This is a genomic window from Microcoleus sp. (assembly GCF_041354475.1).
In the GTDB taxonomy this organism is placed as follows: Bacteria; Cyanobacteriota; Cyanobacteriia; order Cyanobacteriales; family Microcoleaceae; genus Microcoleus.
This window is the reverse complement of the sequence record NZ_JBGJZU010000096.1, coordinates 1-23,999: the sequence shown is the minus strand read 5'-3', so window position 1 is coordinate 23,999 and position 23,999 is coordinate 1. Positions and strand designations below refer to the sequence as shown.

At 46.4% G+C, this 23,999-nt stretch carries 23 protein-coding genes; 9 read left to right on the top strand and 14 right to left on the bottom strand.

The features are described 5' to 3' along the window. On the bottom strand, window positions 1-1,270 hold a 1,270-nt coding region (locus ACBR23_RS25305), incomplete at its 3' end, for a hypothetical protein (protein ID WP_371125703.1). A 648-nt stretch (window positions 1,271-1,918) separates the two neighbouring features. On the opposite strand from ACBR23_RS25305, the gene psaA reads away from it, so the two are divergent. The 7 genes from psaA to ACBR23_RS25270 all read left to right on the top strand — a co-directional run bounded on the left by psaA (window position 1,919) and on the right by ACBR23_RS25270 (window position 9,036). Next, complete coding sequence (psaA, locus tag ACBR23_RS25300) at window positions 1,919-4,213, top strand: photosystem I core protein PsaA (protein ID WP_371119107.1); 2,295 nt, start codon at window positions 1,919-1,921, stop codon at window positions 4,211-4,213. A 108-nt stretch (window positions 4,214-4,321) separates the two neighbouring features. After that, window positions 4,322-6,550 carry a photosystem I core protein PsaB gene (gene psaB / locus ACBR23_RS25295; RefSeq protein ID WP_341736499.1) on the top strand — a complete coding sequence of 743 codons (2,229 nt, stop codon included), beginning with the start codon at window positions 4,322-4,324 and terminating at the stop codon, window positions 6,548-6,550. A gap of 127 nt (window positions 6,551-6,677) precedes the next feature. Beyond that, the gene (locus tag ACBR23_RS25290) at window positions 6,678-7,184 is read left to right on the top strand and encodes a DUF6861 domain-containing protein (protein ID WP_371114372.1); all 507 of its coding nucleotides are present in this window, start codon (window positions 6,678-6,680) and stop codon (window positions 7,182-7,184) included. Continuing rightward, entirely contained in the window at window positions 7,181-7,474 is a 294-nt protein-coding gene (locus tag ACBR23_RS25285) for a hypothetical protein (RefSeq protein ID WP_371114371.1), read from the top strand. Before ACBR23_RS25290 ends, ACBR23_RS25285 begins: the two co-directional genes overlap by 4 nt. 61 nt (window positions 7,475-7,535) lie before the next feature. Further along, window positions 7,536-7,742 carry a hypothetical protein gene (locus tag ACBR23_RS25280; protein WP_371114370.1) on the top strand — a complete coding sequence of 69 codons (207 nt, stop codon included), beginning with the start codon at window positions 7,536-7,538 and terminating at the stop codon, window positions 7,740-7,742. A gap of 405 nt (window positions 7,743-8,147) precedes the next feature. Further along, the gene (locus tag ACBR23_RS25275) at window positions 8,148-8,687 is read left to right on the top strand and encodes a group 1 truncated hemoglobin (protein WP_371114369.1); all 540 of its coding nucleotides are present in this window, start codon (window positions 8,148-8,150) and stop codon (window positions 8,685-8,687) included. Between the two features lie 7 nt (window positions 8,688-8,694). Further along, a complete protein-coding gene (locus ACBR23_RS25270) occupies window positions 8,695-9,036 on the top strand; it encodes a hypothetical protein (RefSeq protein ID WP_371119106.1) in 342 nt (113 codons plus the stop codon). A 102-nt stretch (window positions 9,037-9,138) separates the two neighbouring features. Here the strand turns inward: ACBR23_RS25270 and ACBR23_RS25265 are convergent, their stop codons facing one another. The 4 genes from ACBR23_RS25265 to ACBR23_RS25250 all read right to left on the bottom strand — a co-directional run bounded on the left by ACBR23_RS25265 (window position 9,139) and on the right by ACBR23_RS25250 (window position 10,344). Continuing rightward, window positions 9,139-9,333 (bottom strand): hypothetical protein, encoded by a 195-nt coding sequence (locus tag ACBR23_RS25265; protein ID WP_293190080.1) that lies wholly within the window; start codon window positions 9,331-9,333, stop codon window positions 9,139-9,141. A 150-nt stretch (window positions 9,334-9,483) separates the two neighbouring features. Then, entirely contained in the window at window positions 9,484-9,678 is a 195-nt protein-coding gene (locus ACBR23_RS25260) for a hypothetical protein (RefSeq protein ID WP_236506337.1), read from the bottom strand. A gap of 155 nt (window positions 9,679-9,833) precedes the next feature. Continuing rightward, entirely contained in the window at window positions 9,834-10,046 is a 213-nt protein-coding gene (locus ACBR23_RS25255) for a helix-turn-helix transcriptional regulator (protein WP_006631308.1), read from the bottom strand. Between the two features lie 85 nt (window positions 10,047-10,131). Next, a complete protein-coding gene (locus tag ACBR23_RS25250) occupies window positions 10,132-10,344 on the bottom strand; it encodes a helix-turn-helix domain-containing protein (RefSeq protein ID WP_006631306.1) in 213 nt (70 codons plus the stop codon). A gap of 168 nt (window positions 10,345-10,512) precedes the next feature. Here ACBR23_RS25250 and ACBR23_RS25245 point away from each other — a divergent pair, with 168 nt between their 5' ends. Continuing rightward, window positions 10,513-10,983 carry a hypothetical protein gene (locus ACBR23_RS25245; RefSeq protein ID WP_341736502.1) on the top strand — a complete coding sequence of 157 codons (471 nt, stop codon included), beginning with the start codon at window positions 10,513-10,515 and terminating at the stop codon, window positions 10,981-10,983. 157 nt (window positions 10,984-11,140) lie between these two features. On the opposite strand, the gene ACBR23_RS25240 is transcribed toward ACBR23_RS25245, so the two are convergent. From ACBR23_RS25240 to ACBR23_RS25200, 9 genes are all read right to left on the bottom strand, one after another. Continuing rightward, the gene (locus tag ACBR23_RS25240) at window positions 11,141-11,446 is read right to left on the bottom strand and encodes a transcriptional regulator (protein ID WP_341736503.1); all 306 of its coding nucleotides are present in this window, start codon (window positions 11,444-11,446) and stop codon (window positions 11,141-11,143) included. Window positions 11,447-11,606: 160 nt separating this feature from the next. Continuing rightward, window positions 11,607-11,813 carry a hypothetical protein gene (locus ACBR23_RS25235; RefSeq protein WP_341736504.1) on the bottom strand — a complete coding sequence of 69 codons (207 nt, stop codon included), beginning with the start codon at window positions 11,811-11,813 and terminating at the stop codon, window positions 11,607-11,609. Between the two features lie 224 nt (window positions 11,814-12,037). Then, window positions 12,038-13,360, bottom strand: a complete 1,323-nt coding sequence (locus ACBR23_RS25230) for a CO2 hydration protein (RefSeq protein ID WP_371114366.1) — start codon at window positions 13,358-13,360, stop codon at window positions 12,038-12,040. A 221-nt stretch (window positions 13,361-13,581) separates the two neighbouring features. Beyond that, window positions 13,582-15,135 (bottom strand): NADH-quinone oxidoreductase subunit M, encoded by a 1,554-nt coding sequence (locus ACBR23_RS25225; RefSeq protein ID WP_371119105.1) that lies wholly within the window; start codon window positions 15,133-15,135, stop codon window positions 13,582-13,584. Between the two features lie 215 nt (window positions 15,136-15,350). Further along, a complete protein-coding gene (locus ACBR23_RS25220) occupies window positions 15,351-16,064 on the bottom strand; it encodes a carbonic anhydrase (RefSeq protein WP_371114364.1) in 714 nt (237 codons plus the stop codon). Between the two features lie 105 nt (window positions 16,065-16,169). Further along, window positions 16,170-18,029 (bottom strand): NAD(P)H-quinone oxidoreductase subunit F, encoded by a 1,860-nt coding sequence (locus tag ACBR23_RS25215; protein ID WP_371119104.1) that lies wholly within the window; start codon window positions 18,027-18,029, stop codon window positions 16,170-16,172. A gap of 734 nt (window positions 18,030-18,763) precedes the next feature. Beyond that, window positions 18,764-19,789, bottom strand: coding sequence for a glycosyltransferase (locus ACBR23_RS25210; protein ID WP_341736510.1), 1,026 nt, complete (start codon window positions 19,787-19,789; stop codon window positions 18,764-18,766). A gap of 308 nt (window positions 19,790-20,097) precedes the next feature. Further along, on the bottom strand, window positions 20,098-21,213 hold the full coding sequence (gene mraY / locus ACBR23_RS25205; protein WP_341736511.1) for a phospho-N-acetylmuramoyl-pentapeptide-transferase: 1,116 nt from the start codon (window positions 21,211-21,213) through the stop codon (window positions 20,098-20,100). A gap of 216 nt (window positions 21,214-21,429) precedes the next feature. Continuing rightward, window positions 21,430-21,669 carry a DUF3134 domain-containing protein gene (locus ACBR23_RS25200; protein WP_340522256.1) on the bottom strand — a complete coding sequence of 80 codons (240 nt, stop codon included), beginning with the start codon at window positions 21,667-21,669 and terminating at the stop codon, window positions 21,430-21,432. 442 nt (window positions 21,670-22,111) lie between these two features. On the opposite strand from ACBR23_RS25200, the gene ACBR23_RS25195 reads away from it, so the two are divergent. Next, window positions 22,112-23,785 carry a glycosyltransferase family 4 protein gene (locus ACBR23_RS25195; RefSeq protein WP_371114361.1) on the top strand — a complete coding sequence of 558 codons (1,674 nt, stop codon included), beginning with the start codon at window positions 22,112-22,114 and terminating at the stop codon, window positions 23,783-23,785. Window positions 23,786-23,999 lie beyond the last annotated feature (214 nt).

Here is a 23,999-nt window from a genome sequence, read left to right as displayed (position 1 = left end):
GCTCAGCTATTTTGGGTGTGTCTATTTCTGGTGTTGCTGTTGGTTTGGGTTCTGTGACAGGAGTTTGCTCAACTATTTTGGGTGTGTCTATTTCTGGTGTTGCTGTTGGTTTGGGTTCTGTGACAGGAGTTTGCTCAACTATTTTGGGTGTGTCTATTTCTGGTGTTGCTGTTGGTTTGGGTTCTGTGACAGGAATGGGTGCGACTTCAGGAGCCTGTTTTGGTTCTTGACTGGGTTTAGCAACTGGAGTTTCTGGAACCACCGCAGGAGATGGTTTGACATTTGGTGTTTCTAGTGCTGGTGTGGGTTTGGGTTCGGGGTTTGGTGTTTCGGGTTTGTAGGTGCGATCGACTATACCGCCAGATGCTGCTGTTAGCTCACCGCGCACTAATTTAGAAAGGGTATCTTGTCCTTGGGGTTGGTAATTTATCAGTCTGACTGTATTATTAAAGGCGTTTTTGACGGAATTTCCCAGTTCGTCGATAAATTCTAGCTGTACCCAGTTTTTCCCTGGTTTGAATCCTTTCAGATATATAGGTTGCCATTGGTCGATCGTAAAGCTTTCTCCGTTGACTGTGGCTCGAATTTTCCAATCGAGTATTTCGTCTTGGGAGTTTTCTTGAGCGATCAGATGCAGGGGAGCATTTGTCAAGTAAAAGTCCAGCATGATGGGTTCAGCCCCGTAGGTGTCTTGGGGCTGGTTGTAGGTGAGCTGGGGTAAATTGCGATCGGGATTATTATCCTCAGTTTTGGTGAAAACGTGAAAGGTTGTTTGGGCGTAAGCACCCTCGTTTTTAAAGCTTTCTTCCCAAGGGCGAGATGCAAAAACTCGCAGGGTGTGGGTTCCGGGTTCTAAGTCAGACAACTCTAAAGGCTGGTTTGTGTCATAAACTGCCTGATAGGGTTGATTGTCTAACAACACCTGAAGATGGGGACCCAAGCCTAGGTTCGCATCTTTGAAAATCGGCAAGTCTTTGACTTGGAGTCGTACAGATATATAGGTGTCCTCAAGCACTTGGTCTGGCTTGGGATTCAAAATACTAACTTGAGGTTGGTAGCTTTCTAACGCCTGACGCAGTTTTTGAATGCCTACCGGGGGGGAAACCTCTGAGATTTTTGTGACCGGGGTGGGGACGGAATTGCTCTTGTTGCTGGATGTTGGCAAGTCGGGATGATTGTTGCCGCAACTTGTGATACCTAAAATTAATACTGCTGCTGCGAGCAATACCAGCAGCCTGCCCGCAGTCTTCCTCAGCCAATTGATTCCCATCACGCAACCATACTCCTAGAAGCCTTCTCATAGGGAACTATAGCCCAAAACTGAGTTGAGTAATTGGGATTTTGGCGATCGACAATTTGGGAGGGACTCCTGGCTCAAGTGAGGTGGTTGTCCAGGACTAATCCGATAGTTGGTGCCGATTGCGAATCCAGCTAATAACTCCGGCGGCTTTTTGCAAAACAAGTCTATATAGATCGAAATTCTTCCATACCGTTATCTTTGAGTTTTGTAAATTTAATGCCAACACCCCTTGACTTTTGTGATGTACTGTGGAGATTCAATTGATTATTACATCAGAAAATGCGACTTTTTTAAGTATTGTTAACAAGCGATTAATACTTCTCTGACAAGCTTATAATTCATAAAACCGCCGCAAGATGAGCAAGAGGAGCAGCACAAAATAAAGGCTGCGATTCGGCTCATCAAATAGCGAAAGTAGTTAACAGTACCCAGCGACACTGGGAAACTGGCTTCTGTCTAGAAGCGCAACGCTTGGGGAGATACAGCAAGTGTGTCTGATTCTGCAAAGAGTTAAATGCAAGCTGTATCGGTGAACCGAGAATCCCCGTACCACAAGTCCGGTGAGTGTCAAAAACAATATCAGTTCTCGTTCCTTGTCTTATCGAGAGGAGAGTCTTCATGACCATTAGTCCTCCAGAGCGAGAGGTAAAAGTTAGAGTAGTAGTCGATAAAGATCCCGTTCCAACTTCCTTCGAGAAGTGGTCTAAACCGGGACATTTCGATCGCACTCTAGCTAAGGGACCAAAAACAACCACTTGGATTTGGAACCTCCACGCTAACGCTCACGACTTCGACAGTCATACCAGTGATTTAGAAGACGTTTCGCGCAAAATCTTTAGCGCTCACTTCGGCCATTTGGCAGTAATTTTCGTTTGGTTAAGCGGCGCATATTTCCACGGCGCTAAATTTTCCAACTACGAAGCTTGGCTAACAGACCCCACAGGTATCAAACCTAGTGCTCAAGTAGTCTGGCCTATTTTTGGTCAAGAAATTTTAAATGCAGATGTAGGTGGCGGTTTCCACGGGATTCAGATCACTTCGGGTCTGTTCCAACTGTGGCGCGCCAACGGCATCACTAACTCATACCAGCTATATTGCACTGCGATCGGCGCATTGGTAATGGCAGCTTTGATGCTGTTTGCCGGTTGGTTCCACTATCACGTCCGCGCTCCGAAACTGGAATGGTTCCAGAACGTGGAATCGATGATGAACCACCACTTGGCAGGTTTGCTAGGCTGCGGCTGCTTGGGCTTCGCAGGACAACAAATTCACGTTGCTCTGCCGATAAATGCTTGCATGGACGCGATCGATGCAGGCTCACCGTTGACAGTAGGTGGCAAACTGATTAAAACAGTTGCCGATATCCCGCTGCCACACGAGTGGCTTTTCAACGCTGGCTTGATGGCTGACATCTACCCCAGCTTCGCTCAAGGTTTAACGCCCTTCTTCACCCTCAACTGGGGCGCATACACTGACTTCCTGACCTTTAAAGGCGGTCTGAATCCCACCACAGGCGGTTTGTGGCTGAGCGATACAGCGCACCATCACTTAGCGTTGGCAGTGCTGTTCATCGTCGCCGGTCATATGTACCGCACTAACTGGGGCATCGGCCACAGCTTTAAAGAAGTTTTGGAAGCTCACAAAGGTCCCTTCACTGGCGAAGGCCACAAAGGGATGTACGAAATCTTCACACAGTCTTGGCACGCCCAACTGTCGTTGAACTTGGCTTTGATGGGCTCTATCAGCATCATCGTGGCTCAACATATGTACGCGATGCCTCCGTATCCGTACATCGCGACCGACTACCCGACTCAGCTATCCCTGTTCACCCACCACATGTGGATTGGCGGATTCCTGATTGTGGGAGCAGCGGCTCACGCAGCAATCTTCATGGTTAGGGATTACGATCCGGCGCAGCACGTCAATAACTTGCTCGATCGGGTACTCCGCCACAGAGATGCAATTATCTCTCACTTGAACTGGGTTTGTATATTCTTAGGCTTCCACAGCTTTGGTTTATACGTTCACAACGACACGATGCGCGCTTTCGGTCGTCCTCAAGATTTGTTCTCGGATACGGGGATTCAATTGCGCCCAGTATTTGCCCAGTGGATACAAAATATTCACGCTGCGGCTCCGGGTAACACAGCTCCTAATGCTATGGAAATCGTCAGTCACGCTTTTGGCGGCGGTGCTGTAGCAGTAGGCGGCAAAGTAGCGATGATGCCGATCGAGTTGGGTACGGCGGATTTCATGATCCACCACATCCACGCTTTCACAATTCACGTTACAGTTTTGATTCTTTTGAAGGGCGTGTTGTTCGCACGCAGTTCTCGCTTGGTGCCTGACAAAGGCAACTTGGGCTTCCGGTTCCCTTGCGACGGCCCCGGCCGTGGCGGCACCTGCCAAGTTTCAGGTTGGGATCACGTCTTCTTAGGCTTGTTCTGGATGTATAACTGCATCTCGATTGTGATTTTCCACTTTAGCTGGAAAATGCAGTCGGACGTGTGGGGAACCGTCGATTCAGATGGCACAATTTCTCACATCACCGGTGGTAATTTCGCACAAAGTGCGATCACTATCAATGGTTGGTTGCGTGACTTCCTGTGGGCCCAAGCTTCTCAGGTGATTCAGTCCTACGGTTCGGCACTGTCGGCCTACGGTCTGATGTTCCTAGCTGGACACTTTGTCTTCGCCTTCAGCTTGATGTTCCTGTTCAGCGGTCGTGGTTACTGGCAAGAATTGATTGAGTCCATTGTTTGGGCTCATAATAAACTCAAGGTAGCTCCTTCGATTCAACCTCGCGCTCTGAGCATTACTCAGGGTCGGGCTGTGGGTGTAGCTCACTACCTCCTAGGAGGAATTGTCACAACGTGGGCATTCTTCTTAGCGCGAATCATCTCGGTAGGTTAAACTACCTCCAGGTTTTGGATTCTGGATTTGGGATCGCTCTCAAACCCGGAACCCAAACCTCCGAACCGAACCCCTTCAACGTTCAGGATTCAGGATTTATCAAGGCTTATGGCAACCAAATTTCCAAAATTTAGCCAAGACCTTGCCCAAGACCCGACTACACGGCGGATCTGGTACGGGATTGCCACAGCACACGACTTTGAAAGCCACGATGGCATGACCGAAGAAAATCTTTACCAAAAGATTTTTGCTTCTCACTTCGGCCACCTAGCAATCATTTTCTTGTGGACTTCCGGCAGCCTCTTCCATGTAGCATGGCAAGGTAACTTTGAACAGTGGATTAAAGACCCTCTAAACGTCCGCCCGATCGCTCACGCGATTTGGGACCCGCAATTCGGCGCTCCAGCAGTTGAGGCTTTCACTCAAGCTGGCGCTTCCAATCCGGTGGACATCTCCTACTCTGGTGTTTACCATTGGTGGTTTACTCAAGGAATTCGGACGAATGCTGACTTGTATCAAGGAGCTATCTTCTTGCTATTTCTGGCTTCTGTCTTCCTGTTCGCTGGTTGGTTACACCTCCAGCCTAAGTACCGCCCCAGCTTGTCTTGGTTTAAGAATGCTGAATCTCGCCTCAACCACCACTTGGCTGGTTTGTTCGGTGTCAGCTCTTTGGCTTGGACTGGTCACATGGTTCACGTTGCTATCCCCGAATCTCGCGGACAGCACGTAGGTTGGGAAAACTTCTTGTCTACCCCTCCTCACCCGGCTGGTTTGGCTCCTTTCTTCACTGGTAATTGGGGCGTATACGCCGAGAACCCAGATGCAGCAAGCCACGTATTCGGTACTTCCGAAGGCGCAGGAACTGCGATTCTGACTTTCTTGGGCGGCTTCCACCCTCAAACAGAGTCTCTGTGGTTGACGGACATTGCTCATCACCATTTGGCGATCGCTGTGCTGTTTATCGTTGCCGGTCATATGTACCGGACTAACTTCGGTATCGGTCACAACATCAAAGAAATGTTGGATTCTAAAGCAGGTTTGGTAGGCGGCAAGAGTGAAGGTCAGTTCAACCTGCCTCACCAAGGTCTCTACGAAACCTACAACAACTCCCTGCACTTCCAGTTAGGAATTCACCTCGCTGCTTTGGGCGTGATTACCTCTCTGGTAGCGCAGCATATGTACGCGATGCCTCCCTATGCTTTCATAGCGCAGGATCACACGACAATGGCTGCGTTGTATACGCACCACCAATACATTGCTGGTTTCATCATGGTCGGCGCTTTCGCCCACGGAGCTATCTTCTTGGTGCGGGACTACGATCCTGAAGCTAACAAAGGTAACGTGCTCGATCGCGTGTTGCAGCACAAAGAAGCGATTATCTCTCACCTGAGCTGGGTATCGCTGTTCTTGGGCTTCCACACTCTCGGCTTGTACGTTCACAACGACGTTGTAGTCGCTTTCGGAACTCCTGAAAAGCAAATCTTGATTGAACCAGTGTTCGCACAGTTCATCCAAGCTGCTCACGGGAAGGCTCTGTACGGCATGGACGTGTTTCTTTCCAACCCTGATAGCATTGCTGCTACCGCTTGGCCAAACTACGGCAACGTATGGCTCCCAGGCTGGTTGGAAGGAATCAACAGCAGTACAAATTCTCTGTTCTTGGCGATCGGACCTGGCGATTTCTTGGTTCACCATGCGATCGCCCTCGGCTTGCACACCACCACCTTGATCTTGGTCAAGGGCGCTCTGGATGCACGCGGTTCTAAGCTGATGCCGGACAAAAAAGACTTCGGTTATGCTTTCCCTTGCGACGGTCCCGGCCGTGGCGGTACTTGCGACGTCTCTGCTTGGGACGCGATGTACCTGTCTGTCTTCTGGATGTTGAACACCCTAGCTTGGGTAACGTTCTACTGGCACTGGAAGCACCTAGGCATCTGGCAAGGTAACGTGGCTCAGTTCAATGAGTCTTCTACCTACCTGATGGGCTGGTTCCGCGATTACCTCTGGCTGTATTCTTCTCAGTTGATCAACGGTTACAACCCGTATGGTACGAACAACTTGTCTATCTGGGCCTGGATATTCTTATTCGGACACCTGGTTTGGGCAACTGGTTTCATGTTCCTGATCTCTTGGAGAGGTTACTGGCAAGAGTTGATCGAGACTTTGGTTTGGGCTCACGAGCGCACTCCTTTGGCGAACTTGGTTCGCTGGAAGGACAAGCCAGTTGCTCTTTCTATCGTCCAAGGTCGTTTGGTTGGCTTAGTTCACTTTACGGTGGGTAATGTCTTCACTTACGCGGCCTTTGTAATTGCCTCGACGGCCGGGAAATTCGGGTAACTCTGAACTCTGGTTTCTAGGTAATTAAATGAAATCCCCTGCCTTCTGGCGGGGGATTTTTTAATTTTTTTATGGAATTTTGTACAATAAGAGTAGACAGAATCGCCTTAACATTTTTAAATGCTCTATGGAATCATTGAGTTTAATCGCTATTAACCTCGTCTTATGGGCTTTCCCATCTGCTGCTGAAATTGCTGTAGGTGAACTCACCGAAAGCCAAAACCTTACGATAAGTCGGTTGCGTCAAAGGATTACCGATCGGTTAAAAGAAAACCAAAAAGCAGGAAGTGCTATATTTGCTGCTGAACATGGTTCAAAGTCTGATTTGGAGCAAGTTGCTGTATATTTACAAGTGGCAATGTATGAAGATGCAGAATTTGCAGCAGAAATGAAAGCGATTTGTCAAGAATTAGGGACTATTTCAGATGATAAAACGGAGAACAGACAAAAACTTATTCAGACCATTGGAAATCAGATGATTGTTGGGGCATCAGGCGGTGCTTTAATCGGAAATATGGTGGTTGGAATACCTGGTGCTGTACCCGGTGCTGTAGCTGGTGCTGCCCTAGGATTATGGTACGGGAGAAATTCTCGACCGTCCGATCGGACAGAAGATAGTAGGGATGTTAAATGAGTCAGAACCAAATTTTAGTCTCTAGCTGGGCTTGTTTAACATTTGTGACCATAGTTTTAGGTATGAGTTCGTTATATGTTCGGCGTAGACCTATTGTTTTCAAGTTGGCAGACTTTATGAATTTAGCTTTGGCTACAACAGCGATTATATCAAGTTGTAGCTTGATATATCGAGCAGCTACTTTGAAGGAATTGGAAGTCCTTTTAGGTTTTGATATTGTGACATTATACTTGGGGGCGATCGCTGTAATTTGGTTGTCAACACAGCAGATATGGCAAATTTTTAGATAGTTTTCTTCTGCTATGCCGTCGAGGCCACTATCCGGGAAGCCAAAAGAGACTTTAACCTGCCATGAGTGAAAAACCGAAACTCCCTGAACCAGAAATAATCGAAAAGACTGTGAGAAATCTGCGAGGTGTCTGTCTACGGCTTGACGCTCTGACTCTCAGTTTAGATGAACTAATTGCGATCGTAGAAGCTGATATTCGCAACAGTCCGATTAATGTTCATCGACGGGAGAATGCGAAGCGGTTGGCTGAGTCTGTCAAGCACGAATAAAAGTGCGATCGCTCTTTCCTGAAAACCATTATGTCAAATCTGTTTGCGGTAATTTACACCCTAGGGAAAAATGATAGTGCCGCGGTACAATGTAAAGTCAATCAATCAGCAAATGCTGACTTATTTAAGAAATATTAAGAGATATGCCGTAAGTTGATTTTATGGTAAAACTGTTAGTTAATGTGGCGAGCGATCGCTCTACACCATCGCACCGAGCGAGACACGAAGTTTAGTTTGACTTGAGACAAGGCTTCCGGCTTCTTAACCCTATAAACCCTCACGCGCAAACCCCGGTCTTTCCCGCAGGGTATGAAACGCAGTCGCAGCCTTTAGACTGCTAGTGATGTATCCGTAAATAGCCTAGTGCTGACGATTCAATTTACCACTACACTTGGAGATTTTGCAATGAAATTAAGTAAATCTTTGGGGATGTTGTTGACATTAGTTTGTATCACAGTCATAGTTGTGACTACTTTCAGATTAAGCCCTAGTTTCGCTCGTTCTACACCAGTGATGCCAGCAGAAGTATTAGCAGGAGAAGTAACTACAGACCTGATTGCACAAGTTCCCACAGGAAATTCTCTCTACACTAGACTAGGTGGCTACAACGCGATCGCCACCGTCATTGATGATGCAGCGAATTTCATATTTAATGACCCACTAATTGGTAAATACTTTATTGGCTTGAGCACAAACTCAAAACAGAGGCTGCGTCAGTTGTTAGTGGATCAATTTTGCCAAGCGGCAGGGGGGCCTTGTGTTTATACAGGGCGGACTATGAAGCTTTCCCATAGTGGAATGGGTGGAGGTCTGACGAACAGTGAATTTAATGCTTTTGCTAATGGTGTATCCCAAGCTCTCGATAAAAATAGGGTCAATCAATCAGAGAAAATCGAAGTCCTGGCATTTGTTAATAGTCTGAGAAGCAAGATTGTCGAAAAGTAGTAGTAATATGAAACACTCCCATCTCCTGCTCCTCTCGGTGGCATTTCTGCTGCTGTCAGGAATGGTAAAGGCGGACGCAATCCATGCAAAACCCTCAGAGCAAACCACCGAGATGAAAGTTCCAGTATCCCCAATGCCGAGGCAGTCTTCCGATCGCTTTTCCATGCCTGCTACTTTTGCTCCACCCAATGCTCAATCTAACGATCGACCGTTGTGTTTTTATCAGCGCTCGGATAGCATGATCGTTGATTTGACCAAACTGTGTGGGGCTAAGAGCACCGGAACGGGTACAAATACTAGATGGGAGAACGCTCCTGCTCAAGATAAGAACACACCAATTTATTGGTAGAAAAATCATAATTTGGCTCAGTAGACGAGTTCCACAGGATATATCTAACGAAAAGCCGATCGCCCTTTTCACTTCACCAAAAGCCCGATCGTCCTTATCCCCTCAAATCTCCCCATTCACCTGCATCTGATGCACCTTGTCGGCTAATTCTTGCAGGCGCTTTTCGTCCAACTCGTCGATCGCCAGCATCCCGACATAAATGATTTCCTTCAGCGTTAGTCTGGTTGCTAGCGCCTTTTTCTGCACTATATCCTTGATAATTGGGCTAACCCCAATGGCGGTACTGGCTCTAGTCACAAAAATAACGGGAGATTAACAACTTTGACTAAATCTTAGCACCTTTAAGCTAAGGTTTTAGCTGCGATGCAAAATGCTTAAACGCGTCTTGACAAGACGAAGCAAATGGTTTATAGTGGAAATGTGGAAAGGGCGATCGCCCTCAACCCCTCAAATCTCGCCATTTACCTGCATTTGGTGCACCTTATCAGCCAACTCTTGGCGACTTTCCTTATCGAGTGCATCAATTGCCAGCATTCCCAAATACACGACTTCCTTCTGGGTGAGTCTGGTCGCTTGGGCTTGTTTTTGAATGACTTCCTTAATCACGGAACTGACCGCGATCGCAGTATTAGTTTTTGCCACGAAGAATAATCAACTATGAATAACTTTCCTTGATATTAGCATCCTCGGTCAAATTAAGTACGATAATGTTTGACAAGTCCCAGTTAATCATGCTATAGTGTAACAAATACAAAAAAGCGATCGCCCCCCGTCTAGACAACTTAAGGTCGATCAATCTATTCCTCAATAATCTCCACCAAGTCCTCAATCATCACATCAAACGCCCGCGCTAACTTATACAGGGCCGTAAAGTCAACCATTGAAATTTCGGAACGACGAGCATAGCTGGTTATGGTGCTGTAGATCACGCCCGATCGCTCAGCCACCTCCTTAAATGTCCAGCCCCTCTCAGCCGCTAGCTCTCGCACTTTAACTCTGACTAAACCCATGCTTGACAAATAATGCAGTTGCGTTTTAAAATAATTGTATCTGAAAAAGCGATCGCCTCACGTCTTGACAACTAAGGGCGATCGGCTATTCTTCCAAAACCTCAACCAAATCCTCAATCATCACATCAAAAGTTCGAGCTAATTTCAGCAGTAAGGTAAAGTCAACGGTTGTCAGCCCAGGACAACGAGCATAATGCTTGACAGTGTTGTAGACAACCCCAGAACGTTCTGAAACTTCCTTGAATGTCCAGCCTTTCTCGGCGGCTAGTTCTCTGACTTTAATTCTAACTAAACCCATGCTTGACAATGGGTGTTATAACACCTTACAATAATTTTATCTGAAAAAGCCGATCGCCCTCCGGCCTAGACAACTAAAGGGCGATCGTTTTCAAAACTTCAATAGACAGTTACTAGCTGTCTGACCTACCATCAATAGATTTATCTACAATCAGAATAGGCACTTACTATGATATCAGATACTTCGAGAAAATCATCGGCGATCGCAGAATCCAAAATAATTCACAAATCTCCCATCCTGCATCCGCTGGCGAGATTTGTTACAGAAGAAACAGTCGCACTGCTGTTCAATATCTCAGTAGACGACATTTACCGGATAGAATGCTGTCGCTACATGGTTTACGTGCACGGTAAACACATCAGCCGATTTGTCAGCTACGCCGATTTTCCGCCGATTGTGGAAGTAATTGAACCCGCACTGCAAGATTTTGGCAGATGGTACAAACGCTGGAAAAGCAAGCTAGCACCGCTATTTTGGACTAAATTCTACACGCACAAGTTCAAAGAGGCTGTTTCTGTTGACAGCTTGCTGGAGTGGGGACTGTTGGTAGGCAAAGTTAAATCGGCGATTTCTGGGGCGGGGCTACAACAGCTACGAGATGTTTATGCCGCAGAAAAAGATTTGATGGATAAATTTTAAAGGGCGATCGGCCCGACGTGCAACTACGAGAATGGGCAAAGGAAAAATTAAAACTAATGGCTAAGTGAGAACATGAAGGTAGAAAATGGAGAATCCTCTGTGCGATCGACACATCAACAGCCTGCGCTAACTTATAGGGGGTGGCAACTTCAACTTTTCAATAATTTCTCTGCTTAACAGTCACAGTCAGTTGAAAACCCAGTGCATCCAGTAAAGCACTCAAACAGTAAATTTCCGATCCTTTTTTTTCCGACAATAGTTCGCCCAGTTTGGTCAAAAGTGCTGTAACATCTTCTGAGAGTTCATTCATCCTGTGATGAGCCTCAACAACATCATTTAATGCCAGCTTTAGCACCTCTGAATTCTCCTCCTCCAAGCAAGCCTCAATATAAGGAGCTGCCTCTAAAGGAGCTTTTAGAGATTCAATTAATTCTTCTTGATAGCTGATACTTCTAGACATCATCTCTACTCTCATAATCCCTCCAGTATTTTAGCTTTAGCTCTGCTATCTCGCAACGCATCCCGCCACTCTGAGAAAGGAATTTTTCCATCTGCTGTTTGGTAATTTTGAATGTCTCTCGGTTGTACTTCCATTATGGCTGATACAAAATAGTTTGTGGCTTTTAAAATACTTCATCCTCGATGCCGAGCCACCATTCCCCCAGATTCATTAAATCTTTGTGAATGTCGGTAAGTTCTGTAACATATTCTTCGGCAGAAATTTCCGATCGCCTTTCTTGCAGTTTTTTGAGTCGGAGTTGCACTAACAGCCAAGGTTTGGAACTCCCATCGGTGGCTTCGATATATTTTGCTACATCTTGGCTATTCATGATTCTTTTTTAGATTGGATTTTTTTTACCACAGAGAGCGCAGAGAGCGCAGAGGAAGAGAAGAGTGAAAGATGAATAATTTTGATGCCAACTGATTTAATATCATACCACTTTTGAAACCAATTCAAAAGCTCTCATGTTCCCCAGTCGGTTGAAACCGACTTGAGCTTTGAGCCAGGGGTTTAAACCCCTGGCGGACTCGTGGACTCGCAGCTAAACAGTCTTTACCTGTAATCGGAAGTCTGAATGCTATTCAATTTCGCTGCATATTTCATGCCGTATTCTGGGCGGCAGAAGCGATCGAGCTGTGACTCGAAAAATGCTCGATTTGCCTTCAAATGCTTCGGATTTGGGTCGTCCAAAGGATATAACAGCGCAGTCCGCAGCGCTTGAATAACCGCCGAAGTTACGCAGTACATCGATCGCTGAAATGTTACTCCAATTTGATTGAGGATATCATCTTCGCCACGACAGCGCCCTTTGTAGAAATCCAGCAAGTAAGGCGGCAAGAAATGCAACATATCTTGGGCTAGCAATGTCGGTGGAATTCCTGCCGTACCTACGGGGAATTTGTCTGCATACAACACTCCGTAGTGGAAGTCTTTTTGATCTTCAGGAATTTCTTTAGCTTGGGCGTTGTAAGATTTTGTACCTCGGAACGGCGAAGTGCGGTAAAATACAGCTTCTACGTAAGGTAATGCTGCTTCGTAAAGCCATGTGAAACCCTTAGATTTGGGGATAATTTCGTAGGTTTCGCCGTCGATTTGGACGTGGTGGTAAATGGGCCTTCCGGCGATCGCAAATATCCCATTTACCAGGAAGTTCATCGCATCGGGGACTGTCTTAACTTTCCCTTCATCGTAAAGATCCGAAACTTCAAAAAACACTGGTGCCATTACTTCCCAGAATAAACCGAGATTGCTGTAATAAGACATTTGGCGACATTGTTCTAAAAACATTTCGGGAAATGCTGCATGAAGTCCCAGCATGAACGGGTCTTTTTTGAAGTAAGCTTTAATGGCGCGATCGGCATTAGCTTTATATTCGTCACTGTCCAAATAAGGATCGAATTGATTCGTCGGCACGTACAAGCCCCGGTGCCACAGCATGGATCTCATGCACTCTTCGGCAAATTCCATGTTAATGCGATCGTGCCACAAATGGTGAAACAGCCGTGGTAGTTTACCAGTTTCTCCCTTTTCCATGAACTCCAAAAGTTCAGGGTGAACGCTGCCAGTCCCCCGCCATATTCGCAAATCTGCACCGTCACCTGCATAGTGATTTTGCAAGTCTAAATACTCTTGGGGTAAGAAGTATTTAAAGAAAGGAAGCGGGTGTAAAAATACCCGTTCAGCGATGTAAAGCAAATCCCGCCAGTAGAAGTCCATCGGGACTGCATAAGCTTTCCAAATAGCGATGATTTGCATCAGATTTTCCGGCGTATCTGGAATCATCGCGCCGCCTGCTTCTAGCCGATGAATTACCTCCGCAAATTCGTGCTTGGAAGGAGGTAGTTTAGTTGCCGGTTTATTAGGAGTTTGTACCATTGTTTTTTCCTTAATTTGAGTGAATTCTTAACTCTTTCTACTCGTTCCCAGGCTCTGCCTGGTAACGCAGAACCGGAGGCTCTGCCTCCAATTTTCCTACTCAAAAGCGAGGCAGAGCCTCTGGATATCGGTTCCCAGGCAGAGCCTGGGAACCAGTTAATTTCTTAGTCCGCGGAGGCGGACTTCGTTTGTGTAGACGCGATTTCAATCGCCGATTTTTCTTAGTCCGCGGAGGCGGACTTCGTTTGTGTAGATGCGATTTCAATCGCCGACTTTTCTACGGAATAACTAATAGCTACTTGAGCATTTCTGTCAGCCGGAAGAGTAGCAACGATCGCATTTGTAGTCGATTCGCTCCACTTCAGCAGCCACGCAGGTTGAATTCCTAACACAAAAATGATGCCCGCCAAAACCAGTGCCGGCATATTTTCGCCAAAGGTAACAGGAGGATAGTAAGCCGTGGCGTTATCCAACTTGCCAAAACAGGTGCGGTTGAGCAGAATTACAAAGTAAACGGCTGTTAAACCAGAGGCTAAAATGCAGATTAAAGTGGGAATTGGAAAGCTCGAAAAACTGCCCTGAAACACTAAAAATTCGGCGATAAAACCCACCAAACCAGGAATACCGGCACTTGCCATCCCACCCAAAACTAACAGCGAACTTGCCGTCGGTAAACCCCGCATCGGATTCATCAAGCCGTTGAGCACGTCCAAATCCCGCGTGCCGACTTTGGTTTCGATGATGCCTACTAAATAAAATAGCAAAGCTAAAATCAAGCCGTGGCTTACCATTTGCCCGACAGCGCCGATTAACGCGAGTTTCGTGCCCGCTGCACAGGCTACCAGGATGTATCCCATATGTCCGATCGAACTATAGGCTACCATGCGCTTGATGTCTTTTTGGGCGATCGCGCTCAAAGCCCCGTACATCACACTTACCGTGCCAATAATCGCCAAACCGGGAGCGATAATTGACCAAGTTTCGGGAAACATCTGCAAACCGAACCGGATTAATCCGTAAGTTCCCAACTTCGCCAAAATGCCACCCAGCAGAATTGCAGTTGCTGGTGAAGCTTCGACGTAAGCATCCGGTAGCCAAGTATGTAGGGGTACTAAGGGAACTTTAATCGCCAACCCAAGTAGCACAATTGTTAACAGGATCAATTGTGTTTTAAAGGATAAATCCTGAGTATGAATCGCACTGTAATCGAAGTTTAAAGAGCCACTCAGCCAAGCAACACCTAAAAATCCTCCTAAAACTAAAAGTCCTGAAATAGCCGTGTAGATCAGAAACTTCATCGCAGCATATTCTCGCTGCTTGCCGCCCCAAATTGCAATTAACAGGTAAAACGGAATTAATTCTATTTCGTAAAACAGTACAAACAGCAGCAAATTTTGAGACATCAAAGCTCCAGCAATACCAGCATTGATTAGCAGAATTAATGCGTAGTAAAGTTGGGGTCTAGCCACCGCTTCGCCAGTGCCATAAATGACTAATAGCGTTAGTAATGCACTTAAAACCAGCAGTGGCAAAGACAATCCGTCAATGCCTAAATTGTAGCTCAAACCTAACTGCGGAATCCAAGGCAAATATTCTTGAAATTGCAGTCCCGAATTGGCTGGATCGAATTGAGTCAGCATCCAGATATTTAACAGGAAAACAGCAGCAGCAAAAGCAGAGGCTATTGAACGCAGCCGCATCCCATTCATGTTTCCGGGTAGGAACCCGACTACCGCAGCGCCCAACGCGGGCAACCAGAGCAAGGCACTAAGCATAATGTGTGAAAAGTGAAGAGTAAAGAATCAATTTTTCTCGTTCTTTTTGTTTGACAATTTGAGAGTTGAGATGTTACAGTCCTGGACGCAGGTGTCACCCTTAGTAAGGTGCGTCAGATCCGAAACCATCGATCATCGTCCTATAGCTTCGTCTGACGCACCCTACAAGTCTATGTTGATTTTCCCCAAATTATCAATCCAAAATTGCATTACGATTAAACAAGAATATTGACTGCACCCGTGTCTAAATCGTAGTAGCCACCAACAATCTTCAGTTTATTCTCAGCAATTAACTTAGAGATGACTGGAGATGCTTTTAACTTGTTAGCTTGTAGCACCACATTGGCTTTGCAGGCATTTTCTAGCCGATCGCCGGTTTTGTCTTTTGAGCTTTCTACAGCAGGCTTAATGGCTGCTAGCAAACTGCCAATTTGACCGGGAACTTCAGCACCTTTGATGGTTGCGTCTACCGCACCGCACCTTTCATGTCCGATTACCACCAGGACTTTTGCTCCCAATACCAGGGTGCCATATTCCAGGCTGCCAATTTCTTCTGGGGTAGCAACATTTCCGGCTACGCGACAGACAAATAAATCTCCGAACCCCCGATCGAATATCATCTCAGGAGGAAAGCGGGAATCTGCACAGCCGAGAATCGCCGCAAAGGGTTTTTGAGATTTGGCAACTTCGGTGAGGCGAACAAAGTCTTGGTTGGGAGTTTGGCGTTTTCTGTCCACAAACCGCTTGTTCCCGTCCATTAACTGTTTCAAAGCTGCATCGGGAGTCAAGTCATTTTGAGCGATTGCTGGTTCTGGTGCAACCACATCACCGCCTACTCGTGCTGCGAGTATCCCTGTGCCGATCGCACCTGCGACAAATTTGAGGGAATTGCGCCGGGAAAGATTGACTTTTTTGTCGTTTAGATTCATGGATGTTGCCGTATTTGAAAATATTTGAAATCTTGGTTCAAGAATTCGTGATTTTAAGATTGTAGACTAAAAGTGGCACCTACAATCCGAAATCTTATTGTCTCTTTACCCGCCCACAATCAGCGATAAGCGAGCTAATAGAGGCCAGCTTACAATTAGTCCCAAAAGTCCAACTCCGAAGAGAATTGTCAAGACGTAAAATTGAGTTTGACCGTTGACGTTATACTTGAGACTTTGCCCTCCGAAAACTGTTGTCAAACCGATCAAGTTCACGAATCCGTCAACAATATTGCGATCGACCCAAGAGACAATTTGAGCCACTAAACCGACTGCAAATATCACGGTGACGCGGTAAAGTTTGGCAGTGTAAAAGTCGTAGGCAAAAAAGTCTTGTAGGGCTTCGGAACCAATTCGCACTGGTTTTTCCCATTTTTCGTTCAAGTAAACCAATGCTCCCGTACCGATGCCGATCGCACTTGACAAAACTACCAGTCCAGTTGCGGTATAATTCAAACTTGCCACAGGCAATAATTGCCACGCTGCCAAAAAATGCGGAACGTGTAAAGTCAAGCCCATTAAAATCATCATCGGCAAGATAAAAGGCCAGTGAACTTCCGGCGAACGTTCGGTCATTTGCTTTGGTTTGCCGCCAAAAACTAAACCGAAGACGCGCACTAAGCCAAAAGCAGTGACACCGTTGACAAACAAAACTATTCCTAACAAGAAAGGGTGAGTTTCCGAAAGTCCTGATGTGAATTCTTCTAAAGCCCAGAAACAGCCGAAGGGTGGAAGTCCCACCAATCCAGCGCTACCGACAATAAACGATATCGCCGATATCGGACGTTTTCTCCACAAACCGCCGAGAGAACGGACATCCTGAGTGATGCTGTTCCAAACTACCGAACCGATGCTCATTACCAACAAACCCATGGCTAAGCTGTAGGCAAAGATCAATGTCAGGGCGGTTTCGGCTTGTCCCGTGCCGACGGCGATAAATACTAAGCCCATGTATGAGCTAACTATATAGGAAAGCGTGCGCTTGATGTCGATTTGGGCGATCGCAATTAATGAAGCACCAACCGCCGTCGCAGCACCTACAATAATAGTTGTTGTCACCCCAATCGATGACAAAGCAATCACCGGCTGCAACTTAATCAAAATCCAAGCACCGGTTTCGACAACTACAGTGTTCCGCAAAATCGTGGCCGGCAGAGGCCCTTCCATCGCTTCATCCAGCCACAGGTGCAAGGGAAACTGAGCGCATTTCCCCATGGGCCCGGCAATCAAAGCCAAGGCCAACAGCGTGGCGACAGTAGGGTCGAGGTTCGCTGTTTGAGCCCACACGGCCAACTCATCAAAATTCCAAGTTCCAGCCAAAGGTAGAATGGCGACTACTCCCATCAGCAGGAATAAATCTCCTACCCGCTTGGTTAAGAAAGCATCGCGAGCTCCTGTAACCACCAAAGACTGATTGAACCACAGCCCGACTAGCAGGTAGGTGCCCAAAGTGAGAACTTCCAAAATCATGTAACTGAAAAACAGGGAATTGCAGAGCACTAAGCCACACATCCCCGCTTCAAACAGCCCCATCAGGGAAAAGAACCTAGCCCAGCCCCAGTCCATTTCCATGTAACCAAAGGCATAAATCTGCGCCAGCAAGTTCAGTCCCGTAACCAAAACTGTCGCCCCGACGGTGACACTAGAGATTTCGACGGGAATGGTTAAGTCTAAACCTGCGACATTCAGCCAGGGTATGAACTGCTGTTGTGCTGGCTGGTTCCAGATAGCTGTGAGGGCGATGACGCCGTGTACGAAAGCCAGGAATGTGAAGATGGCATTAAGATAACCGGATGGCCTTGGCCCCGTGCGACGGGTGACAGCCGGAAACCACAGCATCGACAAAACTCCGCCGATGAGTGGATAGCAAGGTATAAACCAAACGGTCTGGAGTAGGATTTGAGCCATTGGCATTACCTGTAAAGGTTACAAAAATTTAATAATCTGAGAATAATTCCGATCGCCCTGACTACAGTATGGGAAAGCCAGAATTCAGAAGTAGAGGCATTTTTTGCGTCAGTCTTCCAGTTACTGGTTGTCTTGAGACTAGGCGCTTCAGAATAGACTTATTAATTTTATATTAAGTATTGCGTTAAATTTTCAGATTTCTGATTCACCATATTTATCTGTACCTATAAACTCTACTTATAATATCGTTTACGGTTGTATCGGAATGATTTAACCGCAGAGAGCGCAGAGGGCACAGAGGAGGAGAAGAGAGAGATGAATACAGGACGATACCAACGGATTTGATATCAGATGGCCAGCGGACTCGATGTATCAGTTTTTTTACTTATTGATAAACAAGGTTGTATACAAAGCGAGAACGGTCGATCGGATCAAGCGGTTGTTTGTTGGTATCTAGAACGAACACAAAGTTAGACATAAAAGTCCTCTGATTACTCAGGTTATGTTTTCCTCGTCAATGTTAGCGAGGCTTGTCGTGCCGGAGACACTTCCTTAGCTAAATAAAGATGTTTAATCTCCGGCGACAGTAGCTCCAGGCCCGAAAGCACCCGTAGGTGTCGTGACCCTGCTAACGTAGCCTAGTTAAAGGCTTAGACTGGCTACCTTGTCCACTTTTGTCCAGTGATTAGCGGATAGCACTTTCGATGGAATCCATGATTGATTGCTCTAAAATATTAAAACGGCTCTATTTCCCAAGCGGATTCGGGAAGTTTCGCTCTTAGCTGTCCGATCGCCCTTGACCTAACATTCACTAGACCGATCGGCGTACTCAACAAATCTACCAGATCCGAAGAGCCGATCGCGCGCTTCACCGCAGCAACCGGCAATTCCTTCAACAGCCACCTCGCCAGCCGATACAAATATTCCTGTGTTGTCAATTCTCGCATCAAATCGACACCGTGGAGTTCGTGCAAGTATTTATTAGATTCACCGTACCGATACCATTGACTTTGCAACTGTTTTAATGTACTGCGGTGTCGGTGTCGCACAATGGCACTTTCGACAAAATCCAACTTATAAGATGTTTCCCGCAAAATCCGCCAGCACAAATCCGCATCGCCACCACTCGTAAGGTAGGGGCGAAATAAACCGACTGTTTCTAAAACAAGCTTGCGTACAGCTAAATTGGCAGTTTGGCCGTAGGCACAAAAAGGGTGAGCGAGTGTATGTTTTTGAGATAGAGTATTTTGGCGATCGGCGTGTTGTTCTAAAATAGTTTTACCGGGCAATGCGAGTATTTCCCCGGCGGAAAGCGCTATTTCTGGATTCACAAAAGGCTGAACTAAATTTTCCAACCACTCAGATTCCGGGCGACAGTCTGTATCAGTAAAGGCAATGATTTCACCTTTCGAGTTGTGAATTCCTTGGTTGCGGGCGGCGTAGGAACTTTGAATCTGGTTTTCAGTGAGGTGGCGAATAGTTATTCTATCCAAATCCCCTCCCCCTCTTGGTAAAGGGGGGTTAGAAACTCCTATCTTACCTCCCCCCCTTACCAAGGGGGGGACTGAGGGGGGGTTAGAGACTGCTGTTTCGAGGATTGCTGAAGTGCGATCGCGACTGTTGTTGTCTACTAATATATATTCTACTTTGTCTGGTGGATAAGTTTGCGATCGCAAACACTCAATTAACTCCGGCAAATCCGCCTCACCGTTGTAAATTGGCACTACCACCGAAACTTCCGGTAAAAACATTTTAATCATTCAAAACAACTCTTCCTTCGCGCTCTTCGCGTCTTCGCGGTTCGTTCAAATAATTAAAAAGCGTTATTAAGTTCCATTAGACCTCTCCCAAAAAGCGAGTCTTGAACAGGCAGGCGGTGTCCTGAGCGTAGCGTCGCCCTGAGCGTAGCGTCGCCCTGAGCGTAGTCGAAGGGTCGAAGGGTCGAAGGGTCGAAGGGATGCCTGTTCCACAACTACCTTTGAATTCTTGTGGAACAGGCATCTTGCCTGTTATTGACACTAGACAATATCTCTTACATCCCCTGCACAATGCCTTACCCAATCCACAGTCAACTGTTGCCAGTCAACAAAACAATCATTAACACCAGGAGCGCGTTAGTCAAATAAAATATACCTACAACCTGAGTTTCTAACCAGCCAGACAACTCTAAATGATGGTGCAGAGGAGCCATTTTTAAGAGACGCTTGCCAATGCCATCGGGCCCTTTGGTAGCCTTGTAATAACTGACTTGAGCTATGACTGACAGCGTTTCTACCAAGAAAATGATGCTGATGATTAATAATATCCAAAGGCTATTAGTTAATAAAGCTACCGCAGCCAAAGCACCTCCCAAGGCCAAGGCACCTGTATCGCCCATAAACACGCGGGCTGGATTGCGGTTGTGAGTCAAGAAACCCAAACAACTGCCGCTCATACAGACACAAAATATCATTAATTCGGGTGAAGTTGAGGCTACAGATGCACCTAATCCCAAAAGTGCGATCGCCCCCAAACCACCCATCAATCCGTCAACGCCATCCGTAAGATTAGTAGCATTGCTTTCGGCAACCAGCACAAAACCAGCCAGCGGCCAAAACAGCAAACCTAAGGGCAATACTATCCCAAATGGCAAAGGAATATTTGTAGAAATAGTGGGTTGATGAAACATTAGCCACAGACAAAATAGAGCAGCAAAACCTATTTGCAAAGCCAACTTCATCCGAGGAGAAATACCTTTATTCGACTTGCGGCGCAGAATTTGCCAGTCATCTAACCAGCCGATAAAACCGTAAGCTAAAGTTAGAGCCGAAACTGCCACCACATCAGAGTTAAACCTAGACCAAAGTAAGGCTACAGCGACTCCTACAGGCACAAAAAATATGCCTCCCATGGTGGGGGTTCCTGCTTTTTTCAAGTGTGCTTGAGGGCCGTCCTCGCGGATTATTTGTCCGGCTTTGAGTTTTTGAAGTAAAGGTACAACTACAGAACCCAAACCCGCTGCGCACAAAGCACAAACAACTAGCGGCATAAATAGGGATGTAGGTGAATTTAAAAATCTACCCGCGGCCAAATCTAAACCGATAGATGCAATGCCGAGCCCCAAACTCAGCAGCAGGAATAAATTCCTGCCTGTAAGTTTTAAAGCCATACTCAAAGAAACTTTCTCATCCAAAAAGTTATCCATAAAACTCCTCACCACACACCATTTGATAACAAGAAAATTGACATTTTGGTAATTTGGGTATGGCATTGACTATCGGGAAGTTATGAGTTTTTTTCTTCCCTGTTACTAGCTAAGTCCTGCACCCTATTAGTCCCTATTAGACCTCTCCCGTAATTATTGTGGAACCAGCCCTCCAGCTTGTTCTTGACTTTATTTTTAGGAGATGTATATTAGTCGTTAGTCATCGCCAGCAGCCACATCGTCATCAACTTCGTCGTCTAAGTCATCATAGGGGTTGTCGTCAACTGCCATCAATTCTGAGATTTCTTCTTCGTGTAGATAGTCCGGTTCTTGAACATCCCTTGCTAACAGGCGATTGGTAGATTCCAGCCAATCTAACAGAGAAGATTGCTGCTTTAATGGAATGACATCAGCAGGAAGATGGCGGGGTATTTGACGCAGAGATGGGTTGTACATAATTCTCGGTTTTTAAACACAAATACTCGATCGAATTGAGGTAATTTGCTTGCCTGACCACTACTTTGATGTAGCCTTGGAAATCGGGTATTTAGCAGAGCTAAAGCATTATACCACAGGCTCCTTTTGGTTCCGGATCTAGGTACGATGGCCCATGGTTAAGGCGATCGTACCCAGGCTTGCGCGCTAGATTAGCACAAAATCCGCTCGGAGTCATCATCTTTTTGCAGTAATATTTTAGTTTGAAACCAGATTTTGTTACTTCTCCTCGGATATATTCGGATAGATGGCGATCGACCATTGAATCCATCCCATCCACTCTACACATCCAATCTCAAAAGCTCAAACTCTTTGAGAGTAAAGCTTTTATCGCTTTTGGGGTATTAAAATTTTCCCGAAGTGAATATCTCTACAACTTGCATCAAGGACGAGAAATCCCAGAATGGACATAACAGCAGCAGTTTTATACACCAAGGATGGCTACGATACAGGCGGCAAAAGGCTTTTAGGGCGTCATTCCGCCGGAGAAGGATTTCTCAAAAGCTTAGTCCAACACGGAACTGCGGACTCTCTCTACTGTTGCGCCGACAGCGAAGCCACATTTCAAGAGTTTTGTACCCGCATTCAGCCCTGGCTGTCCCAACCTCGGAAAGTCCGGTGGATTCAGAAAGAGCGACCCGATTTGCTATCTGCGCCTGGTACAATTTACCGACCCGATCCAGCCCTTTCAGACATGGTTTGGGGACGTCGATTTGTCAATCAGCGGGCCTACAGCGTTTGCGGCGTTACCCACACGATCGCAACTAAGTATGTCATGGATGCGATCGGAAATTTAGTCACAGCACCAGTACAACCTTGGGACGCCCTCATCTGCACCTCTGCCGCCGTCAAACACACCGTCGAACAAGTAATGACTAGCTGGGGCGAGTACCTAGCACAGCGTACAGGCGGTAAACCCGAAATTTTGGTCAAATTGCCAGTTATTCCCCTAGGAGTCGATTGCAGCGTCTTTGCACAAGGCGTAGACGCACTCAATAGTCGCCATCAACAGCGGCAAGAACTCGGAATTTCTGCCGACGATATAGTCGTATTATTTGTCGGGAGATTAACCTTTTCCGCAAAAGCTCATCCGGTACCAATGTACATGGCCCTCGAAGGCGCAGCGCAACAAACCAAGACTAAAATTCACTTAATCCAAGCCGGTTGGATCGAAGATCCGAGAGAAGAACCCGACTTTAAAAACAGCGCCAAAGTATTTTGTCCCTCAGTAAATACTATTTTCTTAGACGGAAGAAAGCCAGAAATTAGAGTCAATATTTGGTCAGCGGCCGATATTTTTATTTCGCTTTCCGACAACATTCAAGAAACCTTTGGGCTGACCCCCATTGAAGCGATGGCGAATGGATTGCCCTGTATAGTCTCCGATTGGAACGGATACAAAGAATCAGTCCGTCATGAAATAGATGGTTTCAGAATTCCCACACTGATACCGCCACCGGAATCTTGTTTAGACTTAGCGATAAATTATCTAGATGATAGTTTAAATTGGCCGACTTACATGGGTCATACTTCCCTAGCCACAGCGGTTGACATCGATGCTTGCACTCGCGCTTTGTGCCAATTAATTGCAGACAGCGAATTGAGAAAGCGGATGGGGGAAAATGCCCGACAAAGAGCCAGGGAAGTTTATGATTGGAAAGTGGTAATTGCCGCTTACGAACAGTTGTGGCGAGAATTGGCAGAAATTCGCCTTCTTGCACCAGAATCTGCCCCTGTAAAACCAGGAATGCCACCTTATCCCCTGGGTGACGATCCATTTCGGGTGTTAAGCCATTATTCGACTCGAACTTTAAGCAATGAGATGATGCTGAGTCTGGGTAAAATAGCCACACCGGAACTTGTGAGGCAGTTACAGACAATTTGGTTTACCAGTTTTGGTCAAGACCGGAGAATTTCTGTTAGCATTCAGATGGAGATCTTGGAGACAATTAAGCAAGAAGGTACTGTCAGCGTGGGAGAAGCGATCGCACGCTATGTTAAAAACGAGCAAGAATTAGCAGACCTCTATCGGACTCTGCTCTATTTTGTGAAGTTTGGCATCTTAGTCATTGGTTAATACTCGGCGATTCAAGTATTCGGCGATTGAAATCGCTACTACACAAACAAAGTCCGCCTGCGCGGACTAAAGAGTATCAGAATATTTTTCCTTCTTCCTTCTTCCTGAATTTCCCCCCTTGGGGGGGGCAGGGGGGGGTTCTTCTTCCTTCTTCCTGAATTTCCCCCCTTGGGGGGGGCAGGGGGGGGTGACTTGTTCCTTCTTCCTGAATTTC

What these genes read in the sequence shown, in the direction of transcription:
- ACBR23_RS25210 (WP_341736510.1), bottom strand. Translation starts at nt 19,789, where the DNA reads ATGATTAAAATGTTTTTACCGGAAGTTTCGGTGGTAGTGCCAATTTAC.
- ACBR23_RS25195 (WP_371114361.1), top strand. Translation starts at nt 22,112, where the DNA reads ATGGACATAACAGCAGCAGTTTTATACACCAAGGATGGCTACGATACA.
- ACBR23_RS25200 (WP_340522256.1), bottom strand. Translation starts at nt 21,669, where the DNA reads ATGTACAACCCATCTCTGCGTCAAATACCCCGCCATCTTCCTGCTGAT.
- ACBR23_RS25215 (WP_371119104.1), bottom strand. Translation starts at nt 18,029, where the DNA reads ATGGCTCAAATCCTACTCCAGACCGTTTGGTTTATACCTTGCTATCCA.
- ACBR23_RS25220 (WP_371114364.1), bottom strand. Translation starts at nt 16,064, where the DNA reads ATGAATCTAAACGACAAAAAAGTCAATCTTTCCCGGCGCAATTCCCTC.
- ACBR23_RS25225 (WP_371119105.1), bottom strand. Translation starts at nt 15,135, where the DNA reads ATGCTTAGTGCCTTGCTCTGGTTGCCCGCGTTGGGCGCTGCGGTAGTC.
- ACBR23_RS25245 (WP_341736502.1), top strand. Translation starts at nt 10,513, where the DNA reads ATGATATCAGATACTTCGAGAAAATCATCGGCGATCGCAGAATCCAAA.
- ACBR23_RS25230 (WP_371114366.1), bottom strand. Translation starts at nt 13,360, where the DNA reads ATGGTACAAACTCCTAATAAACCGGCAACTAAACTACCTCCTTCCAAG.
- ACBR23_RS25280 (WP_371114370.1), top strand. Translation starts at nt 7,536, where the DNA reads ATGAGTGAAAAACCGAAACTCCCTGAACCAGAAATAATCGAAAAGACT.
- ACBR23_RS25290 (WP_371114372.1), top strand. Translation starts at nt 6,678, where the DNA reads ATGGAATCATTGAGTTTAATCGCTATTAACCTCGTCTTATGGGCTTTC.
- mraY (WP_341736511.1), bottom strand. Translation starts at nt 21,213, where the DNA reads ATGGATAACTTTTTGGATGAGAAAGTTTCTTTGAGTATGGCTTTAAAA.
- ACBR23_RS25255 (WP_006631308.1), bottom strand. Translation starts at nt 10,046, where the DNA reads ATGGGTTTAGTCAGAGTTAAAGTGCGAGAGCTAGCGGCTGAGAGGGGC.
- ACBR23_RS25275 (WP_371114369.1), top strand. Translation starts at nt 8,148, where the DNA reads ATGAAATTAAGTAAATCTTTGGGGATGTTGTTGACATTAGTTTGTATC.
- psaA (WP_371119107.1), top strand. Translation starts at nt 1,919, where the DNA reads ATGACCATTAGTCCTCCAGAGCGAGAGGTAAAAGTTAGAGTAGTAGTC.
- ACBR23_RS25240 (WP_341736503.1), bottom strand. Translation starts at nt 11,446, where the DNA reads ATGATGTCTAGAAGTATCAGCTATCAAGAAGAATTAATTGAATCTCTA.
- psaB (WP_341736499.1), top strand. Translation starts at nt 4,322, where the DNA reads ATGGCAACCAAATTTCCAAAATTTAGCCAAGACCTTGCCCAAGACCCG.
- ACBR23_RS25250 (WP_006631306.1), bottom strand. Translation starts at nt 10,344, where the DNA reads ATGGGTTTAGTTAGAATTAAAGTCAGAGAACTAGCCGCCGAGAAAGGC.
- ACBR23_RS25285 (WP_371114371.1), top strand. Translation starts at nt 7,181, where the DNA reads ATGAGTCAGAACCAAATTTTAGTCTCTAGCTGGGCTTGTTTAACATTT.
- ACBR23_RS25270 (WP_371119106.1), top strand. Translation starts at nt 8,695, where the DNA reads ATGAAACACTCCCATCTCCTGCTCCTCTCGGTGGCATTTCTGCTGCTG.
- ACBR23_RS25235 (WP_341736504.1), bottom strand. Translation starts at nt 11,813, where the DNA reads ATGAATAGCCAAGATGTAGCAAAATATATCGAAGCCACCGATGGGAGT.